Below are 22,343 nucleotides of genomic sequence, written 5' to 3' on the forward strand. Positions count from 1 at the left end.
AACGGTGAGTCGAGGACCCGGCGGTCACGTCCTCGTCGGCCCCACGGACGTGGTGGCCGACCGCTCGTGATCGTCGCTCCTGGGACGAGCACGCGCCGTGGCGAGGTCTCGCCCGGCAGTGCCTACCAACTCGGCGCCTACCGAGCCGACGCCGAATCGGCGCCTACCGGGTCGACGCCTACCGAGTCGATGGAGTCCACCGGCTCCCCGCCCTCCCGATCCGACGGGCCCGCCAGCCCTGCCGCCGGCATGCGGCGGCGCTGGCCGTGCCCGGCGTGCCCGGGTCGGGCCAACCGGGCCGATCCGACTTGCCCGGCGCCTGACCTGGATCAACGATGGGCAACGAACCCGCCGATCGGGTGGTGAATCGCCCACGGGGTACCCCGGGCCGGCAGAGCCGCTCCTCACCTGGTGTCCGCCGGTCGTGAAGGAGCTGGTCACGATGTCCCGCCAGAGTCACGTCACCCGGAGTCGGCTGAACCGTCGCCACCTGGCCCTGCTGCGCGCCGTGGCCGACGGGCGCGCGGAGGTGACCTGTAGCTGCGCCCCCGACCTGCGCGTGGACGGCTTCTGGTGCGACCACACCGCCGCCAACGACCTCGTGCGGTCCGGGCTGATCCGGCCGGTGCGGTCGGCCCCGGTCGGGCAGCTCGTGCCCGCCGAGATCACCGCGCCGGGCAGGGAGGCGCTCGCCGAGGGGTGAGCGTGGGAGTGAGCCTGGGGGCGAGCCGGGGACCGGGCCGCCCGGCACGGGTCGGGGGCGCTCGCGGTGGTGGGCTCGTGGGCTGTCGGTGCGATGCGGCAGGCTGCACGCCGTCGTTGATCACGATCGTGCCGAGGAGTTCGCCATGCCCCGACCCCGTCCCCTGTCGCAGGAGGAACTGGACCAGCTTCGCGCGGAGCTGGGGGCTGGTCAGCAGCCGACGGTGTGGTTCACCTCGGCCGCGGTCGGCGTGGAGGCGGGCCGGTCCGGCCGGGTCGTCGACCTCGGCGACCCGGCCGACGGCGACTTCATCCAGGTCCGGCCCACCGGGTCCAAGGACGTGCTGTCGTTCTCGGCGACCGAGGTGACCATGACCAAACCGGAGCGGAAGAAGAAGGCGGCCGGCCCCAGGGGCGGGCGGGCCGCGGCGTCCGTGGCCGCCGCCGCGACCCCGGCCCCGTCCGTCGAGGCGGCGGTGGCCCCGGCGGCCCAGGAGGCGCCCGCCCGTCCCGCCACGGCTCCACCGGCACCCACCAGGACCACACCGCCCGCCCCGGCCGGCGCGCCGGCGGCGGCTCCGACGTCCGCGACCGCCGAACCGGCCAGGTCCCCCGCTCGTCGGGGCGGGCGGAAGCCGGCCGAGCCGCCGGCGGTCGTCGTGACGCTGACCTCGACGTCGGAGGGGGAGTGGACGGTCGAGGTGGTCACCGGCAAGAAGCGCGCCGTGCGCGGGCTCTCGGTCGGCCCCGGCGCCGTCGCCCAGGCCGCCAGGGCGCTGCACCCCGAGGTCTCCTCGGCCATCGAGACGGTGCTGGAGGCCGCGCGGGAGCGGCAGCGGGCCAGGGTGGAGCAGTTGCAGGCCGAGCTGGAGGCGGCCAGGCGGATGCTCGCCGAACTCGCGGAGTGAGCGGGACGGCGGGCGGGTGCGTCGGAAAGCACTTCGGCGTCGCCGATCGGCGCTCCGGGTCGTCCTGACGCAACTCGGCGCGGCAGGCGTACCGGTGGGCGCGGATTTCGACAGATCTCTCGGCGGCGCCCGCCTTCCGGCCGCAGAATCCGTCAGGTGTCGGCTAACGGAGTGAGTGTGCGGTCCGACACCCGTGATGGAGGTGCCAGTCAGAGATGAGCGTTGAGACAGCCGCGGTGGTCGGCGAGGACACGGCGTCAGCGGCGAAACCCGGGGGGACAGAGCCGTCCCCGCTGCCCACCGCCCCGTTCAGTGTGGTCTGGAGCTGCGGCCATCCCTACGTCCGCGAGGGGAACGAGGGTCGGACCCGGTGGGTCGGCCTCGACGACAGGGGCCGCCCGCTCAGCCTGACCGACGCCGACCTGCTCCGCCGCGGCTGGAGCCGCACCCAGGCCTGAGGGACCGGCGGCGGGCGCGGGACCCCTCCCCGCCCGCCGCCGTTTCCCCCGCTCCCGCGTCACCTTTCTTTCGTTTCCCGGAAATCCCCCGGCCGCCGCTGTCGATTCCGTTGTCGACCGGCGCGCGCGACCATTGATCGCCGTTTTGCGCGGCGGCCCGCTGAGGCCCCCGTGATCCCCTGATCCCTCGGTCATGAGCGGCCTGGGCGCCCTGAGCGGTCATGACGGGAGCGACGTCGGGCGTCGCCCGGCGCGGCTCCACCGCGCGGCCACCGCCGCGAGCCCCGCACGACCCCGGCCCCGCCCCGCCCAAGAACCCCGGGCCGGGGCGGTTCGGCGCGCACCGACGATCCCCACGCCCGCACCCGTGTGGCAGGCTTGTCCACAAGGGACGGCGGGAGGCAGGCCGCCCCGCGCCGCGTCGCGGCGTCCGGTGACCGGAGGGGATTCACGGTGGTGCAGGGTCCGGTGCAGCGCCCCGACCAGCTCGGTCGGGCGGACCAGCCGAACGGGATCGTCGCCGAGGTCGCGCGGGACCGCGTCCTCACCGTGCCCAACCTGCTGAGCTTCCTGCGCCTGGCCGGCGTCCCCCTCTTCCTGTGGCTGCTGCTCGGCCCGAAGGCGGACGTGCTGGCGCTGGTGGTGCTGGTGGTCAGCGGCCTGACCGACTGGCTCGACGGCAAGCTGGCCCGACTGCTCAACCAGTACAGCCGGCTGGGGGCGTTGCTCGACCCGGCCGTCGACCGGCTCTACACCCTGGCCACCCTGTTCGCCTTCCTGATGCGCGAGATCCTGCCCTGGTGGGTGGTCGCGGCCCTGGTCCTGCGGGACGTGGCCGTGTCCGTCTCCCTGCTGCTGGTGCGGCGGGCCGGTTACGCCCCGCCCGAGGTGAACTACATCGGCAAGGCCGCCACCCTGAACCTGATGTACGGGTTCCCGTTGCTGCTGCTGGCCCAGGGCGACTCGACGGCGTCCGCGATCGCGCAGCCGTTCGCCTACGCCTTCGTCACCTGGGGCGGAGCGTTGTTCCTCTGGTCCGGTCTGCTCTACGTGGTCCAGGTGGTGATGGGGCTGCGGGAGGCCGGGACGCGCACCGTCGGGGCGGCTGGTGCCTGACGACCGGACCTTCGACGAGCGGGCGGAGGGCGCCAGGGACGGGCACCCGTCGGACGGCGGGCACGGGACCGGACCGCGCGACGAACGGCCGGGTGACGCCGCCGGGCGGCGGGGATCCGAGGACGAGCGGCGCGCGGCGGAGAAGCCCACCGCCCCGGCGAGCGGCAGCGGTCAGGACTCCGCGGGAGACCGCGCCGCCGCCGACGACCACACCGGGGACGACCGCGCCGCGGATGATCACGCCGGCTACGGCGAGCGCCCTGGCGGCGTCGAGGTTCGCCCAGAAGGTGGCGCCGGGTCAGCAGAGGTCGTGGCTCCTGATACGGCGGTTGTGCCCGCTGTGCCCGAATCGCCGGTGGTGTCGCGGCCAGTTCTGCCGCCCACGCGGTCCACGGCTGCTGAGGGCACCGCTGGTGAGTCGGGCGATGCCCAGAAGGCGGAGGTCAGGGACACCACCGCCGCGGATGATCACGCCGGCGACAGCGACGGCGAGCGCCCTGGCGGTGTCGAGGTTCGCCCAGAAGGTGGCGCCGGGTCAGCAGAGGCCGTGGCCCCCGATACGGCGGCTGTGCCCGCTGTGCCCCAGACGCCGGTGGTGTCGCGGCCGGTTCTGTCGCCGACGCGGTCCAGGGCTGCCGAGAGCACCGTTGGTGAGTCGGGCGATGCCCGGAAGGCGGAGGTCAGGGACACCGCCGTCGAGGATGATCACGCCGGGGGCGGCGACGAGCGCCCTGGCGGTGTCGAGGTCCGTCCAGAAGGTGGCGCTGGGGCAGCAGAGGCCGTGGCCCCCGAAGCGGCGGCTGTGCCCGAAACCCCGGTTCTGCGGCCGACGCGGTCCAGGGCTGCCGAGAGCACCGTTGGTGAGTCGGGCGATGCCCAGAAGGCGGAGGTCAGGGACACCACCGCCGAGGATGATCACGCCGGGGACGGCGACAAAGAAGAGAGCACTGGCGGTGTCGAGGTCCGTCCAGAAGGTGGTGCCGGGTCGGCAGAGGTCGTGGCTCCCGATACGGCGGCTGTGCCCGCTGTGCCCCAGACACCGGCGGTGTCGCGGCCGGTTCTGTCGCCGACGCGGTCCAGGGCTGCTGAGGGCACTGTTGGTGAGTCGGGTGATGCCCGGAAGGCGGGCGTCAGGGATACCACCGTCGAGGATGATCACGCCGGGAGCGGCGACGAGCGCCCTGGCGCCGTCGAGGTCCGTCCAGAAGGTGGCGCCGCGTCCGTGGAGGCTGCGGCCCCCGAAGCGGCGGCTGTGCCCGAAACCCCGGTTCTGCGGCCGACGCGGTCCAGGCCCGCCGAGAGTACGGCTGGTGAGTCGGGCGATGCCCGGAAGGCGGAGGTCAGGGACACCACCGCTGCGGACGACCGCGCCGAGGTTGATCACGCCGGCTACGGCGGCGAGCATCCTGACGAGGCCGCGTCCGTGGAGGCTGCGGCTCCCGAAGCGGCGGCTGTGCCTGCTGTGCCCGAATCGCCGGTGGTGTCGCGGCCGGTTCTGCCGCCCACGCGGTCCACGGCTGCTGAGGGCACCGCTGGTGAGTCGGCCGCTGTCCAGAAGGCGGAGGTCAGGGACACCACCGCCGCGGATGACCGCGCCGAGGATGATCACGCCGGCTACGGCGGCGAGCATCCTGACGAGGCCGCGTCCGTGGAGGCTGCGGCTCCCGAAGCGGCGGGTGTGCCCGCTGTGCCCCAGACGCCGGTGGTGTCGCGGCCGGTTCTGCCGCCCACGCGGTCCAGGGCTGCCGAGAGCACCGTTGGTGAGTCGGGCGATGCCCGGAAGGCGGAGGTCAGGGACACCGTCGTCGAGGGCGCCGCCACCGTCACGAAGACCGCTGTCGAGGACACCGCTCCGGTCTGGCGCGAGACGAACCCGGCCTGGCCGGAACCGCCCTCGCCCACCGGTCCGCCACCCGCCCGTCCGATGGACTTCGCCGCCTCCCTGCTGCGCGGCCTGTTCGTGCAGCGGCTCGACCCCGCGTACGAGGAGGCGGCGCGACGCCGGGGGAACCGCCCGGCGCGCGGCCCCGCGCAGTGGGTGTGGCTCGTCGTCGGCACCGTCCTCGTGGGCGTGCTCTTCGCCGTGGCCGCGCTCGACGCCGCCGACCGGCAGCCCGGCTCCGAGGAGGCGCAGCGCAGCCTCGCCGACGACGTGCGGACCGCGCGCGGCGACACCGACGAGCTGGCGCGTCGCGCGGGCGCGCTCGCCAGGGAGGTCGACCGGGCTCGCGAGGCCGCGCTGGCCGGCGACGCCGACGGCAGGGCGGCCCTCGACCGGCTCGGCGAGCTCGAACGCGCCGCCGCGGCCGTTCCGGTGACCGGCCCGGGCCTGCGGATCACCGTGGAGGAGGCTCAGGGCCAGGGCGGCTCCCACCGGCAGAGCGTGCTCGACCGCGACCTCCAGGTCCTGGTCAACTCGCTGTGGGCCTCCGGGGCGGAGGCCGTGGCGGTCGGCGGGGTGCGCCTGCAACCGAGGGCGACCGTGCGCCAGGCCGGCGGCGCGATCCTGGTCGACAACCGCCCCATCCGGCACCCCTACGTGCTGGAGGCGATCGGGCCGCCGGAGGACCTCCAGACCCGGTTCGTCAACACCGACGGCTACGGCCGGTTCATGGCCTTCACCCAGCTCTACGGCACGCGCTTCACCGTGCAGCGGGTCGACTCGCTGCACCTGGCCGCGGCCAACCCAGGACAGCCCAGGGTCGCCACCCCGGGGAGTGGCCCCGCCCCATCACCCAGCCAGGAGGGACCGCGGTGAGGACCCCGCTGCTCGGCCCCGTGATCGGCCTGCTCGCGCTCGTCGTGGGCGTCGGGCTCGGCCTGTGGTTGGACCCGACCGTCCCGCCGTGGGTCCAGCCCTACCTGCCGATCGCCGTCGTCGCCGCGCTGGACGCGGTGTTCGGCGGCGTGCACGCCATGCTGGACGGTCGGTTCGACGCCAAGGTCTTCGTCGTCTCGTTCGTCTCCAACGTGCTGGTCGCCGCGCTCATCGTGCTGCTCGGCGACGCGCTCGGCGTGGGCGCGCAGCTTTCCACGGCGGTGGTCGTGGTGCTCGGCATCCGGATCTTCAGCAACGCCGCCGCGATCCGGCGTCACCTGTTCAAGGCGTGAGAACCATGTCCCCGTTGTTCCGCGCGAAGCGCCGCGCCCCGAGGGGCCGGCACCACCTCGACCCGAACCGGTTCGCCGAGGCCCGCCCCACGGGTCTGCGTGCGCACCCGGTGCTGTCCGGGGTCCTCATCGGCGTGCTGTGCCTGGCGCTGGGCGTCGCCCTGGTCACGCAGGCGCGCAGGACCAGGGCCGGCGACACGCTGGCCGAGCAGCGGCCGCAGGACCTCGTGGTGCTGCTCGACGGCCTCCAGCAGCGGGAGGCCGCGCTGCGCAAGGAGATCGCCGACTCCGAGGAGACGCTCAGCCGGCTGCGGGCGACGGGGGACAGGGCGGCCGCCGCGCGGGAGGAGGCCCAGCGCAGGGCAGCCGCCCTGGGGGTCCTGTCGGGCACCGTGCCGGCGGCGGGGCCGGGGGTGCGCATCGGACTGACGGACCCGGCTGGCAAGATCAGTCCCGAAGTGCTGCTGGACGCGTTGCAGGAACTGCGCGCGGCGGGGGCGGAGGCGGTGCAGGTCGGGGAGGTCCGGGTGGGAGTCGACTCGGCCTTCACGGGCGCCGCCGGCGACGTGCGGCTGGACGGGGTCCCGTTGCGCGCGCCCTACTCGCTGCTGGCCATCGGCGACCCGCCGACGCTGGCCGCGGCGTTGAACATCCCGGGAGGGGTGGTCGACACCGTGGAGCGCTCGGGGGGCAGGGTGGAGCTCCGGCAGGCGGACCGGGTGGAGATCAGCGCCTTGCGACCCGTCCGAACGCACAAATACGCTCGGCCGACCGGTTGAGGAGTGAGGAGTAACCGCTGGTGGTTCCTGAGGAGCTGAGGTACACCGAGCAGCACGAATGGGTTGCGCGGGCGGGTGATGACACCGTGCGGGTGGGCATCACCGACTACGCCCAGCGCCAACTCGGCGACGTCGTCTTCGTGCAGCTCCCCGAGGTCGGCCGGCAGGTCGCCGAGGGGGACTCCGTGGGCGAGGTGGAGTCCACCAAGAGCGTCTCCGACATCTACGCCCCGCTCGCCGGCGAGGTCGTGGCGGTCAACGAGGCCGTGGTGACGGCCCCGGAGACGATCAACGGTGACCCGTACGGTGACGGCTGGCTGGTGGAGCTCCGGATCTCCGACCCGGCCTCGGTGGACGGGCTGCTCGACGCGGCCGGCTACCGCGAGAAGATCGGCGAGGTCTGAGGCGATGATCTTCGGTTTCGGCTCCCGGAAGAAGCGGGAGTCGGGGCGAACGCGCCGTGAGCGGCGCGGTACGTTGGGAAACATCGCGGCAACCTTCAGGAGGAGAGCTCAGGTGAGCACGAACGACGGGCCCGGCGTCCCGCCGGAGAAGGCGGCGGAGAGCACCTCCGTCTTCCGGGCCGACTTCCTCGCCGACGTCGAGGGCACCGCCGCGCCCGAGCCCGAGACCACCACGGTCTCCGGTGTCGACGCGCTGCCCGCCGGCTCGGCGCTCCTGGTGGTCAAGCGCGGCCCCAACGCCGGCTCCCGGTTCCTGCTCGACAGGGACACCACCAGCGCGGGCCGGCACCCCGACAGCGACATCTTCCTCGACGACGTCACCGTCTCCCGGCGGCACGCGGAGTTCCGCCGCGAGGGCGGCGACTTCGTGGTGGTCGACGTGGGCAGCCTCAACGGCACCTACGTCAACCGCGAGCCGGTGGACACCGCGGTGCTGGGCAACGGCGACGAGGTGCAGATCGGCAAGTTCCGCCTGGTGTTCCTGACCGGCCCGGGCAACGGGGGTCAGGGGGCGCAGTGACCGCGGCCGGACGGGCCTCGGGAGCGGGTGTCCCGCACAACGGCGGCGCGGGTGTCCCGCACGGCGCTGGCGCGGGTGTCCCGCACAACGGCGGCGCGGGTGTCCCGCACGGCGGCGGTGTGGGCGGTCCGCACGGCGCCGGCGCGGGGGCCGCGCACACCCAGCGCGGGGGGATGAGCATCGGGGCGGTGCTGGCGCAGCTCCGACCCGACTTCCCCGAGGTGACCATCTCGAAGATCCGTTTCCTGGAGTCAGAGGGGCTGGTCCACCCCGCGCGCACCCCGTCCGGCTACCGGCAGTTCTCCCCGGCCGACGTCGAGCGGCTCCGGTTCGTGCTGGCCGCCCAGCGCGACCACTACCTCCCGCTGAAGGTGATCAAGGAGCAGCTCGACGCCCTCGACCGAGGCGTGCGGCCGGGCGGCCCGTCCCCCCGGCCGCCGCGCGGGCTGGTGGCCGTGGAGGGGCTGCCCGGCCCCGACTCCTTCTCCTGCTCCGGCGAGGTCCGGCTGACCAGGGAGGAGCTGCTCGCCGACTCCGGTGTCGACGAGGGGCTGCTCTCCGAGCTGGAGCAGTACGGCCTGGTCCGGCCGGGGGCGTCGGGGTTCTACGACGGCGACGCCGCCGCCGTGGCCAGGACCGTCAGGGCGATGACCGCCTTCGGTATCGAGCCGAGGCACCTGCGGGCCTACCGCGCGGCGGCCGACCGCGAGGTGGGGCTGCTGGCGCAGATCGTCACGCCGCTGGCGCGGCAGCGCGACCCGGACGCGCGGGCGCGTGCCGAGGAGGTCGTGCGGGAGCTGGCGGCCCTGTCGGTGGCCCTGCACACCCTGCTCGTGAAGACGGGACTGCGCGGGGCCATTGGTGGCTGACTGTTCTCACCTGGTGGACAGTTCACACGGGTGAGGGTTGGCCAGTTGGGGTTATCCGGTGACGACTGGGTAACCAGATTGCAGCCGAACAGGCGAAGGGCAGCGCTGGACGCCCCGGACGGGTAGCGTCGTAGGGGACGGTACGCGATCCTCGTCCTCACACCGGGACGCGACCTGTCGGGACACGGCTAGCGCGGTGGAGGAGGCGAGACCGATGAGCAGCGAGATGCGCGTCGTCGGCGTGCGGGTGGAGCTGCCCGCCAACCAGCCGATCCTGTTGCTGCGCGAGTCGGAGGGTGACCGCTACCTGCCGATCTGGATCGGCACCATGGAGGCCAGCGCGATCGCCCTGGAGCAGCAGGGGGTCCGGCCGTCCCGGCCGCTGACCCACGACCTGCTCAAGGACGTCATCGGCGCGCTGGGTCGGCAGTTGCAGCAGGTGCGCATCACCGACCTCCAGGAGGGCACGTTCTTCGCGGAGCTGGTCTTCGACGGGGACGTCCGGGTGTCCGCGCGCCCCAGCGACTCGGTGGCCCTGGCGCTGCGGGCCGGCGTGCCCATCCACGCCGAGGAGTCGGTGCTCGCCGAGGCCGGCCTCGTCATCCCGGACGAGCAGGAGGACGAGGTCGAGAAGTTCCGGGAGTTCCTGGACTCGGTCTCGCCGGAGGACTTCCGCGGCGCCGACACCTGACCGGCGCCCGGCCGCCCCCTCACGACCCGCGTGACGGCGCCCTCCCCCGGGGAGGGCGCCGTCGCTGTTCTCCGGCCTGGCGGGGCGCCGCTCGACGGGGTCTCCCGGAGTCTCCCGGGGACGGGAGTGTCCCCGGTTCGGGCATGCCAAGCCGCGTCGCCTGCCTGACGGGGGAGATCGCTGGATCGAAGGATTCGATGCCCGGGACGTGCGCGGTCCGTGGCCCTTGATCGCCCGATCCTCGCAGGGCGACGTGGGTGAACCGGAGCAGCGCGCACACGCTGTGAGTTGACCTTAACCCTCAAGTTGAGATTGATGTTCGCGGGCGCCCGCGCGTCGCGTTGACCGGTCGGACCCCCGGTCTTACCGTCGAGTCGAGCGAATCCCGCCGGTGTGATTCCACCGCACCGCGGGTTCTGGCGGTGGTGACGCGTCCGGTCCGGAACGCGCAGCCGCGGTCGTCGGCCGACGAGGCCGCGAGGGGAGGCAGGCGTGGTCGAGGAAGCGCCCTACCGGGACGGCGCCGAGCAGGGCGAGTTGTTCCCGGACGCCTCGCTGCCGGACGAGCTGGTCGGCTACCGGGGCCCGGCGGCCTGTCAGATCGCCGGCATCACCTACCGGCAACTGGACTACTGGGCCAGGACCGGACTGGTGCTCCCGTCGATAAGGAGCGCGTCGGGCTCGGGGAGCCAACGGCTGTACTCCTTCAAGGACATCCTGGTGCTCAAGGTCGTCAAGCGCCTGCTGGACACCGGGGTCTCGTTGCAGAACATCCGGGTCGCCGTGGACCACCTGCGCCGCAGGGGCGTGCACGACCTCGCCAGGATCACGTTGTTCAGCGACGGCACGACGGTCTACGAGTGCACCTCGCCGGAGGAGGTCGTCGACCTGCTCCAGGGCGGGCAGGGCGTGTTCGGCATCGCGGTCAGCGGGGCCATGCGCGAGATCAGCGGCACCATCCACGAGTTCCCCGCCGAGCGGGCCGACGGCGTGGAGATCGAGCCCCGCACCGAGGACGAGCTGTCCCGGCGGCGGCGCACCCGCCGCACCGGCTGACCCCGCCCCCCGGCTCGGCCGCCCGACGGGCCGACACCTGCCTCCGGCCGCGTCGGCCGGGCACCGGCTCCCTCCCCGAACGAGTTCCACCGAGTCCCGTCCCTTCGGTCCGCGTCCGGCATCCGGACGGGCGCCCCGGCCCGGATGCGGGTGGTCGCGGACGCCGGTCCGGCCTCCAGCGTTCCGACGCCGGCCGACTGATCCGTTCTCCAGCACGGACGGGGTACTCTGCGCGGGTGTAGTCGCTGACCCCATGCGGGAGAGACCGTCGCCGAGCGTGTTCGGCGGCGGCGCCGAAGGAGCAACTCCTCCCCGGAACCTCTCAGGCAACCAGGACCGCGTGGGCGAGATGCCTCTGGAAAGTGGGCCGTGCGGGTCGGTGCGCCGACCAGCCCGGCCCCGCCGACGGTGCAAGCCCGGCGCGCCCGGGTGAAGCTCTCAGGCGCCCGCCCCGGCGGGCACCGACAGAGGGGGAGGGCACGCGGAGCGCTGTCTCCGCACGCCCGTCCCCGAACGCCGGAGGCGAAACATGACGCAGGCGAGCAACGACCCCCGTGCCGGAGGCCCGGCCCCGGACCGCGTCCCCCTGGCCGCGCTGGAGCACGGCACCCCCTTCGCCGACCGCCACGTCGGCCCCCGGCCGGCGGAGCTGGCCAGGATGCTCGACGTCGTCGGCGTCGGCTCGCTGGAGGAGCTGGCCGAGCGCGCCGTGCCGTCGGTCATCCGCGAGCGCGACCTCACGATGCGGCTGCCGGAGCCGGCCACCGAGGCCGGAGCGTTGGCGGAGCTGCGCGAGCTGGCCCGGCGCAACCGGCCGGCCGTGCAGATGATCGGTCTCGGCTACCACGGCACGGTCACCCCGCCGGTCATCCTGCGCAACGTGCTGGAGAACCCGGCCTGGTACACCGCCTACACCCCCTACCAGCCGGAGATCTCGCAGGGCCGGCTGGAGGCGCTGCTGAACTTCCAGACGGTGGTGTCCGACCTGACCGGGCTGCCGATCGCCAACGCGTCCGTGCTGGACGAGGGCACCGCCGCCGCCGAGGCCATGACGCTGCTGCGCCGGGCCGGCCGGTCGAAGTCGAACCGCTTCCTGGTGGACGCCGACACCCTGCCGCAGACCATCGCGGTGATCGAGACCCGCGCCGAGCCGCTGGGCATCGAGGTCGTGGTCGCCGACCTGTCGCAGGGACTGGAGGGCCTCGGCTTCGGCGAGGACTTCTTCGGCGTGCTGCTGTCCTACCCCGCCGCCTCGGGCGTGGTCCGCGACCACCGGTCGGTCATCGCCGAGGCGCACCAGCGCGGCGCGATGGTCGTGGTCGCCGCCGACCTGCTCGCCCTGACCCTGCTCCGGTCGCCGGGCGAGATGGGCGCGGACGTGGCCGTGGGCACCACCCAGCGCTTCGGCGTCCCCATGGGCTTCGGCGGCCCGCACGCCGGCTACATGGCGGTCCGCCAGGGCCTGGAGCGCCAGCTCCCCGGCCGGCTGGTGGGCGTGAGCGTCGACGCCGACGGCAACCCCGCCTACCGGCTGGCGTTGCAGACCCGTGAGCAGCACATCCGGCGGGAGAAGGCGACCAGCAACATCTGCACCGCGCAGGCGCTGCTGGCCGTGGTCGCCTCGATGTACGCCGTCTACCACGGCCCCGAGGGCCTGCGGGCCATCGCGACCAGGGCGCACCGCATGGCCACCGTGCTGGCCGCCGGCCTGTCCGAGGGCGGCGTCGAGGTCGTGCACGGCGACTTCTTCGACACCGTGCTCGCCCACGTGCCCGGTCGGGCCGACGAGGTCGTCGCCGCCGCGCGCGAGCTGGGCGTGAACCTGCGCCGGGCCGACGCCGACCACGTCGGGGTGGCCTGTTCCGAGACCACCACCCGCGAGCACCTCAAGCTGGTGTGGCGGGCCTTCGGCGTCGAGGTGCGGGACGTGGACGCGCTGGACGCCGACACCGCCGACGGCATCCCCGGCGAGCTGCGGCGCACGTCGGAGTACCTCACGCACCCGGTGTTCCACGCGCACCGCTCCGAGACGGCGCTGCTGCGGTACATGCGGTCGCTGGCCGACAAGGACATCGCGCTGGACCGCAGCATGATCCCGCTGGGCTCGTGCACGATGAAGCTCAACGCCACGGCCGAGATGGAGCCCATCACCTGGCCAGAGTTCGCCGACCTGCACCCGTTCGCCCCGGCCGAGGACGCGGCCGGCCTGCTGCGGATCGTGGCGGACCTGGAGCGGTGGCTGGCCGAGATCACCGGCTACGACGCGGTGAGCCTCCAGCCGAACGCGGGCAGCCAGGGCGAGCTGGCCGGGCTGCTGGCCATCCGCGCCTACCACCACAGCCGGGGCGAGCGGCAGCGCGAGGTCTGCCTCATCCCGGCCAGCGCGCACGGCACGAACGCGGCCAGCGCGGTGATGGCGGGCATGCGGGTCGTCGTGGTCCGCTGCGACGACAAGGGCAACATCGACATGGGGCACCTGCGCGAGCTGGTGGCCGCGCACGCGTCCGACCTGGCCGCGATCATGATCACCTACCCGTCGACGCACGGCGTCTACGAGGACACCGTGCGCGAGGTGTGCGGCCTCGTGCACGACGCCGGCGGCCAGGTGTACGTCGACGGCGCGAACCTCAACGCGCTCATCGGCCTCGCCCAGTACGGCAGGTTCGGGTCGGACGTGTCCCACCTGAACCTGCACAAGACCTTCTGCATCCCGCACGGCGGCGGCGGGCCGGGCGTCGGCCCGATCGGCGTGCGCGCGCACCTGGCGCCGTTCCTGCCGAACCACCCGCTCCAGCCGGCCGCGGGGCCGGAGACCGGGGTCGGCCCGATCGCCGCAGCCCCGTGGGGCAGCGCGTCGATCCTGCCGATCTCCTGGGCGTACGTCCGGATGATGGGCGCCGACGGGCTGCGCCGCGCCACGCTGACCGCCGTGGCCGCCGCGAACTACGTGGCGCGCCGGCTGGACGAGCACTACCCGGTGCTCTACACCGGCGAGGGCGGCTTCGTCGCCCACGAGTGCATCCTCGACCTGCGGCAGATCACCAAGGCGACCGGCGTGACCGTGGACGACGTGGCCAAGCGGCTGGCCGACTACGGCCTGCACGCCCCGACCATGTCCTTCCCGGTCGCCGGCACGCTGATGATCGAGCCGACCGAGAGCGAGGACCTGGCCGAGCTGGACCGGTTCTGCGACGCCATGATCGCCATCCGCCGGGAGATCGACCGGGTGGCCTCCGGCGAGTGGCCGGCCGAGGACAACCCGCTGCGCAACGCCCCGCACACGGCGGCCTGCCTGGCCGGCGAGTGGGACCACCCGTACACGCGGGCCGAGGCGGCCTTCCCGACCGGCCCGAACCGGCCGAAGGCGTGGCCGGCGGTGCGCCGCATCGACGGCGCGAAGGGTGACCGCAACCTGGTCTGCTCCTGCCCGCCGCTGAGCGCCTACGAGGGCTGAGACGAGCAGGGCTGAGCGCCCGAACGAAGGTGAACGGACCCGCCGACCGCGCTGTCGGCGGGTCCGTTCGTCGTGCGCCGGGGCAGCCGGCGGACGGCTTCAGGCCGGCTGGACCACGGCCTCGCCCCGCGCCGGCCGCACCAGGAACGGGAGGACGGCGCCGACCAGGGCGACGGCCGCGCCCGCCCAGAAGGCGACCGAGAACCCGGTCTCGGAGGGAGCCGCTCCGCCGGCGAGGGTGAGCGAGCTGAGGATCGCCGCCGCGAGCTGACTCCCGATCGCGCCGCCGACCGTGCGGGCCACCGTGTTGACGCCGTTCGCGCTGGCGGCGCGCGTCGCGGGGACCGCGCTGTTGACCAGCCTCGGCATGGCCGCCATGGCGAACCCGAAGCCGACGCTGGCCACGAGGTAGCCCAGGACGACCTGCGCCTCGCCGCGGTGCCACGCCGCGAGCGCCGCGCAGCCGAGGGCGGTGGCGGCCAGGCCGAGCACGAGCGGGACGCACGGGCCGAACCGGCGCTCGACCGCGCCGGTCACCGCGCTGGCCGGCAGGATCACCAGGGTGCCGGGCAGCATCAGCAGGCCGGCTCCGGTCACCGACAGGGCGAAGCCGTAGTCGACGAGCGGAGCGGCGTCGGCGGGCAGGCCGTGCGGGAGCTGCGCGATCCTGGGCACCAGCACGTAGGTCACGAACTGCGCCGCGCCGAGCACCAGCGCGCCGAGGTGCGCCACCAGCAACGGGCCGTTGGCCAGCGTCCTGACGTCGACCAGCGGGTGCGAGTGGCGGCGTTCTACCACGACGAACAGGGCCAGCAGCGCCACGCACGCCGCGAACAGCGCCAGCACGCCGGGGTGCGCCCAACCCCACGCCGGCCCCTGGGTCAGCGCGACGAGCAGGGCGACCAGGCCGCCGCCGAGCAGGGCGGCCCCGCCGAGGTCGAGCGGGCCGTCGGCGTGGGCGGTCCCGTCCGGCACGAACCACGCGACCAGCGCGAGCGCGGCGAGGATGACCAGGCCGCCGGCGGCGAACAGCCAGCGCCAGGACACGTGGTCGCAGATCAGGCCGCCGACGACCAGCGCGAGGCCGGCGCCGCCGCCCACCGTGCCGGAGACGAGCCCCGAGCCGAAGGCGACCCGGTCGGGCGGCAGCGCCTCACGCACGAGGCCGAGGGACAGCGGCACGACGGCCAGGCTGACGCCCTGGACCGCCCGGCACGCGAGGAGCGCGCCGAGGCCGGGCGCGAGGGCGGCGCCGACCGTCGCGACGAGGAAGCAGACGAGCACCGCGAGCAGCACGCGCCGCCGGCCGTGGCGGTCGCCGAGGGCGCTGATCAACGGTGTGAGCACCGCGCTGGTCAGCAGGGGCGCGGTGAGCACGGCCCACGCGGTGAGCCGGGTGTCGGCGGACAGCGCCGCCTGGAGCACGCCGACCGCGGGCACCAGCATGGTCTGCATGAGGCCGTAGGACAGGACGGTCGTGGTCAGGGCGGTGAGCACTGCCGCCGCGTTGGTGCGGGCCGGGCCGGCGGCGTCGGGCCGGACGGGGGCGGCCAGGGACACGGAACCTCCTCGGGACGGGTGACCGGCGGGGTCGGGTGCGGAGTGGGGGCACCGACCGACCGATATGCGAACGACGTTCGCAGTTTGTGAGGCTAGCCTAAGTGCTCCTCGGGCGGCAGGGTGGTCCGCGCGACACCGGGCGTTACAGTGGCGCCCTGTGGGGCAACGCGACGGACGTCAACGACTCAGCCGGCCGGTGATCGTCGCCGCGGCCAGGCGGGTCGTCGAGGCCGAGGGGCTCGACGCGCTCACGCTGCGCAGGGTCGGCCACGAGCTGGGCACCGGGCAGGCGTCGCTCTACCGGCACATCGCCGACCGGCGGGAACTGCTGGAGCTGATCGCCGACGACGTCGCCAGGGACCTGCCCCGGCCGCGCGAGGGCGACGACCCCCGGCGGCGGCTGCTGGACCTGTGGCGGGCGGGGCACGACTACCTGGCCCGGCACCGCTGGGCCGCCAGGATCATCGCCGACGGCGACATCGTGTCCCCCCACGCCGAGCGGTTCGCCAGCGCCGCGCTCGCCGCCCTGGTCGACGCCGGCTGCCCGGAGAGTGAGGCGCTCCGGGGCTACCGCGCCCTGTGGCACCTGTTGCTCGGGCACCTGCTGAACGCGCACCCGCTGGGCCATCACGTCGGCGGAGAACCCGCCACCTCGCCCGGCGACAACGTGAGCGCGGATGACCCCGGAGCCGAGTTCGGCTGGGCGTTGACCCGCCTTGTCGACGGCATCCTGGGCCGCGACCGGTGACTGTCCGCGACCGCTGACTGCCCGGGACCGGTGACCCGGGATGGGTGACGATGTCCGGGACCGGTGATGTTGGCCCGGACCGGTGATGTTGGTCCGGACCGGTGATGTTGGTCCGGCCCGGTGCCCGGTGCCCGGGACTGGTGACGGCACGCGGCGCCGCCGACCGCGCCCCGCGCGGGCGTCGTGGTCAGTCGGCCGAGGACAGTACCTGGCTGATGGCGGCGTCCAGCCCCTTGCCGTCGACCGCGACCGACACCGTGCCGCCGGTCGCGCGGGCCAGCTCGTCGAGGCGTCCCCGGTCGACGTCCGGGCCGAAGGCGACCACGTTGACCGAGACCGGGCGGTCCTGCCGCCGCGCCTTGCCGAGCTCGTCCCTGAGCTGGGCGACCGACATGCCGCTGTTGTCGGAGCCGTCGGTGACCACCACGAGCCGGTTGGGCTGGCCCTGGCGGAAGCGCTCGACCGCGTCCCGGTAGGCCGCGACGAGGCTGGGGTGCAGGTGGGTGTCGCCGAACGGCCGGAGCTGGTCGACGCCGGCCAGCAGGGCGTCCCGCTGCTGCCGCGTCGGCCCGGTGGGGACGAGCTGGCGGTAGGGGCGGTCGCCGTCGACCGAACGGGAGAACTCCCACAGCCCGAAGGCTGAGGCGGGGGAGCGGTCCACCTGGCCCCGCAACACCGCCCGCAGCCACTCCAGCCGGCTGCGGCCGTCACCCCCGTCCTGCTCCACCGAGCGGGACACGTCGACCAGGAACGTCACGGTCTGCGCGCCGGCGGTGTTCGCCCACGCCGCCGCGAGCTGCTGGGACACGCCGGGCTCCGGCTGGGCGACCCGCTCGCCCAGCGGCTCCCACCGCAGGCCGGGGGAGAAGTCGGGGTGGACCCCGGTCGTCGGCACCCGCAGGCCGGCCCGCGCCAGCACCTCCTGGCGCTCGGCGCCGCGCACGAACTCGCCGAATCGCTGCGCGGCGCGGACCAGCACCGCGTCGGTGCGCTGGCCCTGCCCGGTGAGCGCCACGATCGGGAAGTCGGCCACGGGGGTGGGGCCGCCGGCCGGGACCGCGATGAGCGGCTCGTCCATCTTCGGCCCGCCGTCCTGGCCGAGGTTGCGCCGGTACAGGTCGACCTCGGTGACGGGCACCGCGTCGACGTCGGCCCCGGCGAGGTCCTTCCGCCCGGTCAACGCCACGAGGACGTCCCTGGCCGTGCCGGGGGCCGGGGGTCGGGCGGCGGCGAGCCGGCCGAGCCGCTCGCGGGTGGCCTCCTGCCCGAGGACCTCGCTGGTCACCGGCCCGGTGCCCGGCTGCCCCGCCCCGGCGAGGGCGGCGTGCAGGGCGAGCGCGGTGGCGGGGTTGTCCGAGGGGTCGGGCAGGGCCACGGAGAACCGGCCCCACTCGGGGTGCCCGTACCGGTTCCAGCCGTCGGCGGCGGCCATCAGGTCGGGCAGCTCGCCCCAGCGCGGCGCCCCGGACCGGAGGGCGAGCGCGCCCACGGCCGGCATGGCCAGCACCACGGGGCTGCTGGCCAGGGACTCGGGTTGCGAGCCGAGCAGCGCGGGGTCGCGCGCGGCGAGCCGGTGCACCCAGAGGCTGGAGTCGGGGACCCACGCGGCGGGACGCGGGCCGAGCCGCGACTCGTCCCACCCGCCGGTCAGGCCGGTGAGCACCGCGCGCGGGTCGATCTCGGAGACCCGGACGGCGACGCACCGGTCCTGGACCACCGGCCGCTCGGCCGACCAGGTGGCGGCGACGGCGCGCAGGGGCTCGGCGGCGCTCGGGGCGACGGCGACGGTGAGGGTGATCTCGCCCTCGACGCAGTTCCTGGCCTCGGCGGCGGCGCGGCGGTCCAGCAGCCCGCCCAGCCAGGTCCAGCCGACGTAGCCCAGGACGACGAGGACGACGGCGGCGAGCGCCGCCAACGGCCACCACGCGATCCCCCGTCGTGCGTCATCGCCGCGCGAGCGGTGCCGCCCCATCGACGCCCCCCTTACAGCGTCAGGTGACTTCTCCCCGTGACCAGTGCTCGGCGGCGGAGCCGACCCCCTTCGGCCCCGTCGCCGCATTTCACGCTAACAGGTGAAAACATTCGGTCAAGGAAGGTTGCGCAGAGTAGCGGTCCGGGTGCGGCCGTCCTCGCTCACCGTGTCCGGCGGCTCACCCCACTCCAGCAACCGGCGGCAGAGCTGGGCCAGACGGTCGCGCAGCGGCGCCGCCCTCCTGGCGAAGGCCGCCTGGCGGCGCGCGTAGTCCGCCCTGCCCTCGGCCGTCTCGATCCGCACCGGCTCGTACCCCAGGGCCGCCAGGTCGTACGGGCTGGCCCGCATGTCCAGCTCCCTGATCTCCACGGCCAGCTCGAAGCAGTCGGCCACCAGCTCGGACGGCGTGAAGGGGTCCAGCTTGTACGCCCACTTGTAGAGGTCCATGTTGGCGTGCAGGCATCCCGGCTGTTCGAGCCGGAGCTGGTCCTCGCGCGTGGGCTGGAGCGTGTTGCGCGGCCGGGCGGGCTCGGTGAAGAACCGGAACGCGTCGAAGTGGCCGCACCGGATCGACTGCGACTCGACCACCGCGTCCGTGCCGGAGGACCCGAGCCGCAGCGGCCACGCGGCGTGCCGCACCTCGTCCTGGTCCAGCCGGTAGACCATCGCCCACTCGTGCAGGCCGAAGCAGCTCAGCCGGGGCGGCCGGGACGCGGTGGCGGTGAGCAGGGCGTGCGCGAACTCCGCCGTGCGACGCCGGCTGTCGGTGAAGGCGGCCGGGTCGAGCGCCACGCCGCCGGGGACGTCCGGGTGCTCGGCGTAGCCCGACCAGGACAGGTACTCGCGGGCCGACTCCCCGGTCAGCACCACGTCGGGTCCGGGGTGCCACCGCTCCAGCCGCGCCGGCCGGTGCGAGTAGTAGGTGAACAGGAAGTCCAGGACCGGGTGCTTCTCCAGGTTGGCGCGGCGCCGCACGTGGGGCTCGGTCCAGCGACGCACCCGGCGCCGGTGTTCCTCCCGACGGGTGTGCCAGGTCGCCTCGTCGAGCACGATCGGACCGGACACCACGCCCCAACGGTACGACGTCGCCCCGACCGGGTGGTGGGGGGTGTCGCCCGAACCGCGTCCTCGTCGTCGGCCAGCGCCACGCGGATCATGCGCTTGACGACGTTCTCCGAGGACGGCTCCATCGCCCGCGCGCTCGGCGACGGGGCCAGCGGGTTCCTGCTCAAGACCGGCGCGGGGCGCGGGCGCCAGGGACCGGACCGCCGCCCTCACCGACCGGGAGCGGGAGGTGCTGGGCCACACGGGCCTCGGGTACCGCTCAGGGCTGGGGCGGGCTGGGCTCCCCGTGCCGGCCTTCGCGGTGAGGCGGAACGCGGCGCGCCCCGCGACGCCGGCCACCAGGGCGGGCGTCACGGGGCGCGGACGGTGAGACGGGTGAAGGGTCAGCGGTCGGGGAGCAGGCCGTTGACGTGGGTGCCGTCCCTGACGGTCCCGACGAACTCCTCCACCAGGTCCTCCAGTGCGACGACGCCGAGCAGCGACCCGTCCTGGCCCACGGCGCGCGCCAGGTGGCTGTGCGCGCGACGCAGCGCCGCGAGCGCCTCGTCCAGTCGGGCGTCGGCCGGCAGGTCCGGCAGGCCCCTGACCCTGGAGCGCGGCACCGGCGTCGCTGGGTCCGCGCCCGCCAGCTCCAGCACGTCCTTGACGTGCAGGTAGCCGACCAGGCGGCCGTCGTCGCGCCGCAGCGGGTAGCGCGAGAACCCGGTGTCGGTCACGGCCTCGGCCAGGTCGCCCACGGTCGGCCGCTCGGGCACGGTCCTGACCTGGTCGATCGGCACCAGCACGTCGGCCACCGTGCGGTCGGCCGACGAGAGCGCCTGCGCCAACCGCCGGTGCTCCGGCTCGTCGAGCAGGCCCTCCCTGCGCGACTCGCCGAGCATCTCGGCCAGCTCGTCGCGGGTGTAGGCGGTGTCCAGCTCGTCCTTGGGACGCACGCCCAGCAGCCGCAGCACGCCGTTGGCGCACACGTTGAGCAGCGAGATCACCGGTCGGACCAGCCGGACGAAGCCGACCAGGACCGGCACCAGCAGCAACGCGGTGCGCTCCGGCCCGGCGATCGCGATGTTCTTGGGCACCATCTCGCCGAGCACGACGTGCAGCACCGAGAAGACGGCCAACGCGACCACGAAGGCCAGCGGGTGCACCACCGCGCTCGGCACCCCGAGCGGCTGGAGCAGGTGTTCGAGCTGGCTGGCGATCACCGGCTCGCCCAGCGCGCCCAGCCCCAGCGAGCAGACCGTGATGCCGAGCTGCGCGCCGGCCAGCATCAGCGAGATGCGCTCGCTGGCGCGCATGACCGTCCTCGCCCGGGGGTGCCCCGACTCCAGCAGGGCCTCCAGGCGGTCGCGACGGGCGCTGATCAGGGCGAACTCCGCGCCCACGAAGAACGCGTTCGCGCCGAGCAGCAGGATCGCGAGGAAGAGGGAGACGAGGTCGTTCACCGCGCGGCCCCCTGGGCGTGGCCCTGCCGCGCCCGCTCACCGCGCGGCGCGGGATCCCCCTGCCGCTCCGGAGCCCGCTCGGGAGCCAGGGAGACGCGCAGCTCGGCCACCCGGTGCCGGTCCATCCGCATCACGGTGAGCCGCCAGCCCTCGTGGAGCACCTCGTCGCCGACCGAGGGGATGCGCCCCAACCGGGCCAGGACGAACCCGGCGAGCGTCTCGTAGTCGCCGTCCGGGATGCGGAAGCCGGTGGCCTCGGCCACCTCGTCGCCCCGCAGCAGCCCCGAGACCATCCAGCTCGTCCTGCCCAGCGGGCGCACCGGGGCGACCTCCAGCCGGTCGTGCTCGTCCCGCACGTCGCCAACGATCTCCTCGACCAGGTCCTCCAGCGTGACCAGGCCCGCCGTGCCGCCGTACTCGTCGACGACCACGGCCATCTGGAGCCCGGAGCCGCGCAGCCGGTCGAGCAGGGCGTCGCCGTCCAACGTCTCGGGCACGGTGGGCACCGGTCGGGTGAGCGCCGACACCGGGGTGGTGGCGCGCTGCGCGGCCGGCACCGCGAACGCCTGCTTGACGTGGACCGCGCCCTTGATGTCGTCCAGGTCCCCGGCGTGCACGGGGAAGCGGGAGAAGCCGGTCCTGCGCGCGGCGGCGATGAGGTCGAGCACGGTCGCGTCGACCCGCAGCGCCTCGACCCGGACGCGGGGCGTCATCAGCTCGTCGGCGGTGCGGTCGCCGAAGCGCAGCGACCGGTCCAGCAGGGCCGCGGTCCCCTGGTCGAGGGTGCCCTGCGCGGCGCTGCTGCGGACCAGCGAGCCCAGCTCCTGCGGCGACCGCGCGGAACGCAGCTCCTCGGCCGGCTCGACGCCCAGTCGGCGCACGACCCAGTTGGCCGAGCCGTTGAGCCAGTGGATGAACCAGCGGAACAGGCCGGAGAACCCGGCCTGCGCGCCGGCGACGGCCCTGGCCGTGGCGAGCGGCCTGGCGATCGCCAGGTTCTTGGGCACCAGCTCGCCGAAGATCATCGACAGCGCGGTGGCCAGCAGCAGCGCCACGACCAGGGCGATCGGCTCCGCCGCCGCGGCGGGCACGCGCAGCGCGGTCAGCCCCGGCTCCAGGAGCGCGGCGATGGCCGGCTTGGCCACGATGCCGGTGACCAGCGTGGTGGCGCTGATGCCGAGCTGGGCGCCGGAGAGCTGGAAGGACAGGGTCCGGTGGGCGCGTTGGACGGTCAGCGCCCTGGAGTCGCCGACCTGCTGGGCGTGGGTGTCGACCTGACTGCGCTCCAGCGCGGTGAGGGAGAACTCGGCCGCGACGAAGATCGCGGTGCCCAGCGTGAGCACGGCGACGACGAGCAGGCCGAGGAGGGTGGTCACGAGTCCGGTCACCGAGCACCCCTGAGGTCGGCGTCCGGACGGGGATGGCAGC

20 protein-coding genes and 1 riboswitch are annotated in these 22,343 nt (G+C 74.5%); of the genes, 14 read left to right on the forward strand and 6 right to left on the reverse strand.

Going from position 1 to position 22,343, the window contains the following annotated elements; genetic code table 11:
- Positions 1-442 precede the first annotated feature (442 nt).
- The 4 genes from LX15_RS07640 (at position 443) to clsA (ending at position 3,184) form a co-directional block, all read left to right on the forward strand.
- On the forward strand, positions 443-703 hold the full coding sequence (locus tag LX15_RS07640; RefSeq protein WP_253668789.1) for a hypothetical protein: 261 nt from the start codon (positions 443-445) through the stop codon (positions 701-703).
- Positions 704-848: 145 nt separating this feature from the next.
- Positions 849-1,610: a DUF6319 family protein gene (locus LX15_RS07645; protein WP_253668790.1), complete on the forward strand. Its 762-nt coding sequence runs from the start codon at positions 849-851 to the stop codon at positions 1,608-1,610.
- Positions 1,611-1,825: 215 nt separating this feature from the next.
- On the forward strand, positions 1,826-2,068 hold the full coding sequence (locus tag LX15_RS07650; RefSeq protein ID WP_253668791.1) for a hypothetical protein: 243 nt from the start codon (positions 1,826-1,828) through the stop codon (positions 2,066-2,068).
- 513 nt (positions 2,069-2,581) lie between these two features.
- Positions 2,582-3,184, forward strand: coding sequence for a cardiolipin synthase ClsA (gene clsA / locus LX15_RS07655; RefSeq protein ID WP_253668857.1), 603 nt, complete (start codon positions 2,582-2,584; stop codon positions 3,182-3,184).
- Between the two features lie 535 nt (positions 3,185-3,719).
- Here clsA and LX15_RS07660 read toward each other — a convergent pair.
- A complete protein-coding gene (locus LX15_RS07660) occupies positions 3,720-4,589 on the reverse strand; it encodes a hypothetical protein (protein WP_253668792.1) in 870 nt (289 codons plus the stop codon).
- 75 nt (positions 4,590-4,664) lie between these two features.
- Here LX15_RS07660 and LX15_RS07665 point away from each other — a divergent pair, with 75 nt between their 5' ends.
- The 9 genes from LX15_RS07665 (at position 4,665) to gcvP (ending at position 14,128) form a co-directional block, all read left to right on the forward strand.
- The gene (locus tag LX15_RS07665; protein ID WP_253668793.1) at positions 4,665-5,942 is read left to right on the forward strand and encodes a DUF881 domain-containing protein; all 1,278 of its coding nucleotides are present in this window, start codon (positions 4,665-4,667) and stop codon (positions 5,940-5,942) included.
- Positions 5,939-6,295 carry a small basic family protein gene (locus LX15_RS07670; protein ID WP_253668794.1) on the forward strand — a complete coding sequence of 119 codons (357 nt, stop codon included), beginning with the start codon at positions 5,939-5,941 and terminating at the stop codon, positions 6,293-6,295. Before LX15_RS07665 ends, LX15_RS07670 begins: the two co-directional genes overlap by 4 nt.
- Positions 6,296-6,300: 5 nt before the next feature.
- Complete coding sequence (locus tag LX15_RS07675; RefSeq protein WP_253668795.1) at positions 6,301-7,074, forward strand: DUF881 domain-containing protein; 774 nt, start codon at positions 6,301-6,303, stop codon at positions 7,072-7,074.
- Between the two features lie 17 nt (positions 7,075-7,091).
- Entirely contained in the window at positions 7,092-7,478 is a 387-nt protein-coding gene (gene gcvH, locus LX15_RS07680; RefSeq protein ID WP_253668858.1) for a glycine cleavage system protein GcvH, read from the forward strand.
- A gap of 112 nt (positions 7,479-7,590) precedes the next feature.
- Positions 7,591-8,058: a glycogen accumulation regulator GarA gene (gene garA, locus LX15_RS07685; protein WP_253668796.1), complete on the forward strand. Its 468-nt coding sequence runs from the start codon at positions 7,591-7,593 to the stop codon at positions 8,056-8,058.
- Between the two features lie 173 nt (positions 8,059-8,231).
- On the forward strand, positions 8,232-8,927 hold the full coding sequence (gene ftsR / locus LX15_RS07690) for a transcriptional regulator FtsR (RefSeq protein ID WP_253668859.1): 696 nt from the start codon (positions 8,232-8,234) through the stop codon (positions 8,925-8,927).
- A gap of 214 nt (positions 8,928-9,141) precedes the next feature.
- Positions 9,142-9,618: a bifunctional nuclease family protein gene (locus LX15_RS07695; protein ID WP_253668797.1), complete on the forward strand. Its 477-nt coding sequence runs from the start codon at positions 9,142-9,144 to the stop codon at positions 9,616-9,618.
- Between the two features lie 492 nt (positions 9,619-10,110).
- Positions 10,111-10,674 carry a MerR family transcriptional regulator gene (locus LX15_RS07700; protein ID WP_308213424.1) on the forward strand — a complete coding sequence of 188 codons (564 nt, stop codon included), beginning with the start codon at positions 10,111-10,113 and terminating at the stop codon, positions 10,672-10,674.
- A 246-nt stretch (positions 10,675-10,920) separates the two neighbouring features.
- Positions 10,921-11,023, forward strand: a riboswitch (glycine riboswitch).
- Positions 11,024-11,203: 180 nt separating this feature from the next.
- Entirely contained in the window at positions 11,204-14,128 is a 2,925-nt protein-coding gene (gcvP, locus tag LX15_RS07705) for an aminomethyl-transferring glycine dehydrogenase (protein ID WP_253668798.1), read from the forward strand.
- 99 nt (positions 14,129-14,227) lie between these two features.
- Here the strand turns inward: gcvP and LX15_RS07710 are convergent, their stop codons facing one another.
- Complete coding sequence (locus LX15_RS07710; RefSeq protein WP_253668799.1) at positions 14,228-15,688, reverse strand: MFS transporter; 1,461 nt, start codon at positions 15,686-15,688, stop codon at positions 14,228-14,230.
- Positions 15,689-15,845: 157 nt separating this feature from the next.
- Here LX15_RS07710 and LX15_RS07715 point away from each other — a divergent pair, with 157 nt between their 5' ends.
- Positions 15,846-16,436: a TetR/AcrR family transcriptional regulator gene (locus tag LX15_RS07715; protein ID WP_253668800.1), complete on the forward strand. Its 591-nt coding sequence runs from the start codon at positions 15,846-15,848 to the stop codon at positions 16,434-16,436.
- Positions 16,437-16,623: 187 nt separating this feature from the next.
- Here the strand turns inward: LX15_RS07715 and LX15_RS07720 are convergent, their stop codons facing one another.
- The 4 genes from LX15_RS07720 to LX15_RS07740 all read right to left on the reverse strand — a co-directional run bounded on the left by LX15_RS07720 (position 16,624) and on the right by LX15_RS07740 (position 22,303).
- Complete coding sequence (locus LX15_RS07720; protein WP_253668801.1) at positions 16,624-18,408, reverse strand: substrate-binding domain-containing protein; 1,785 nt, start codon at positions 18,406-18,408, stop codon at positions 16,624-16,626.
- 114 nt (positions 18,409-18,522) lie between these two features.
- The gene (locus LX15_RS07725; protein ID WP_253668861.1) at positions 18,523-19,473 is read right to left on the reverse strand and encodes a 3-methyladenine DNA glycosylase; all 951 of its coding nucleotides are present in this window, start codon (positions 19,471-19,473) and stop codon (positions 18,523-18,525) included.
- Between the two features lie 383 nt (positions 19,474-19,856).
- Positions 19,857-20,915, reverse strand: a complete 1,059-nt coding sequence (locus tag LX15_RS07735; protein WP_253668802.1) for a hemolysin family protein — start codon at positions 20,913-20,915, stop codon at positions 19,857-19,859.
- Positions 20,912-22,303 (reverse strand): hemolysin family protein, encoded by a 1,392-nt coding sequence (locus LX15_RS07740; RefSeq protein ID WP_253668803.1) that lies wholly within the window; start codon positions 22,301-22,303, stop codon positions 20,912-20,914. Before LX15_RS07740 ends, LX15_RS07735 begins: the two co-directional genes overlap by 4 nt.
- Positions 22,304-22,343: the final 40 nt, after the last annotated feature.

The sequence above is a fragment of the Streptoalloteichus tenebrarius genome (genome assembly GCF_024171885.1).
Lineage (GTDB): Bacteria > Actinomycetota > Actinomycetes > Mycobacteriales > Pseudonocardiaceae > Streptoalloteichus > Streptoalloteichus tenebrarius.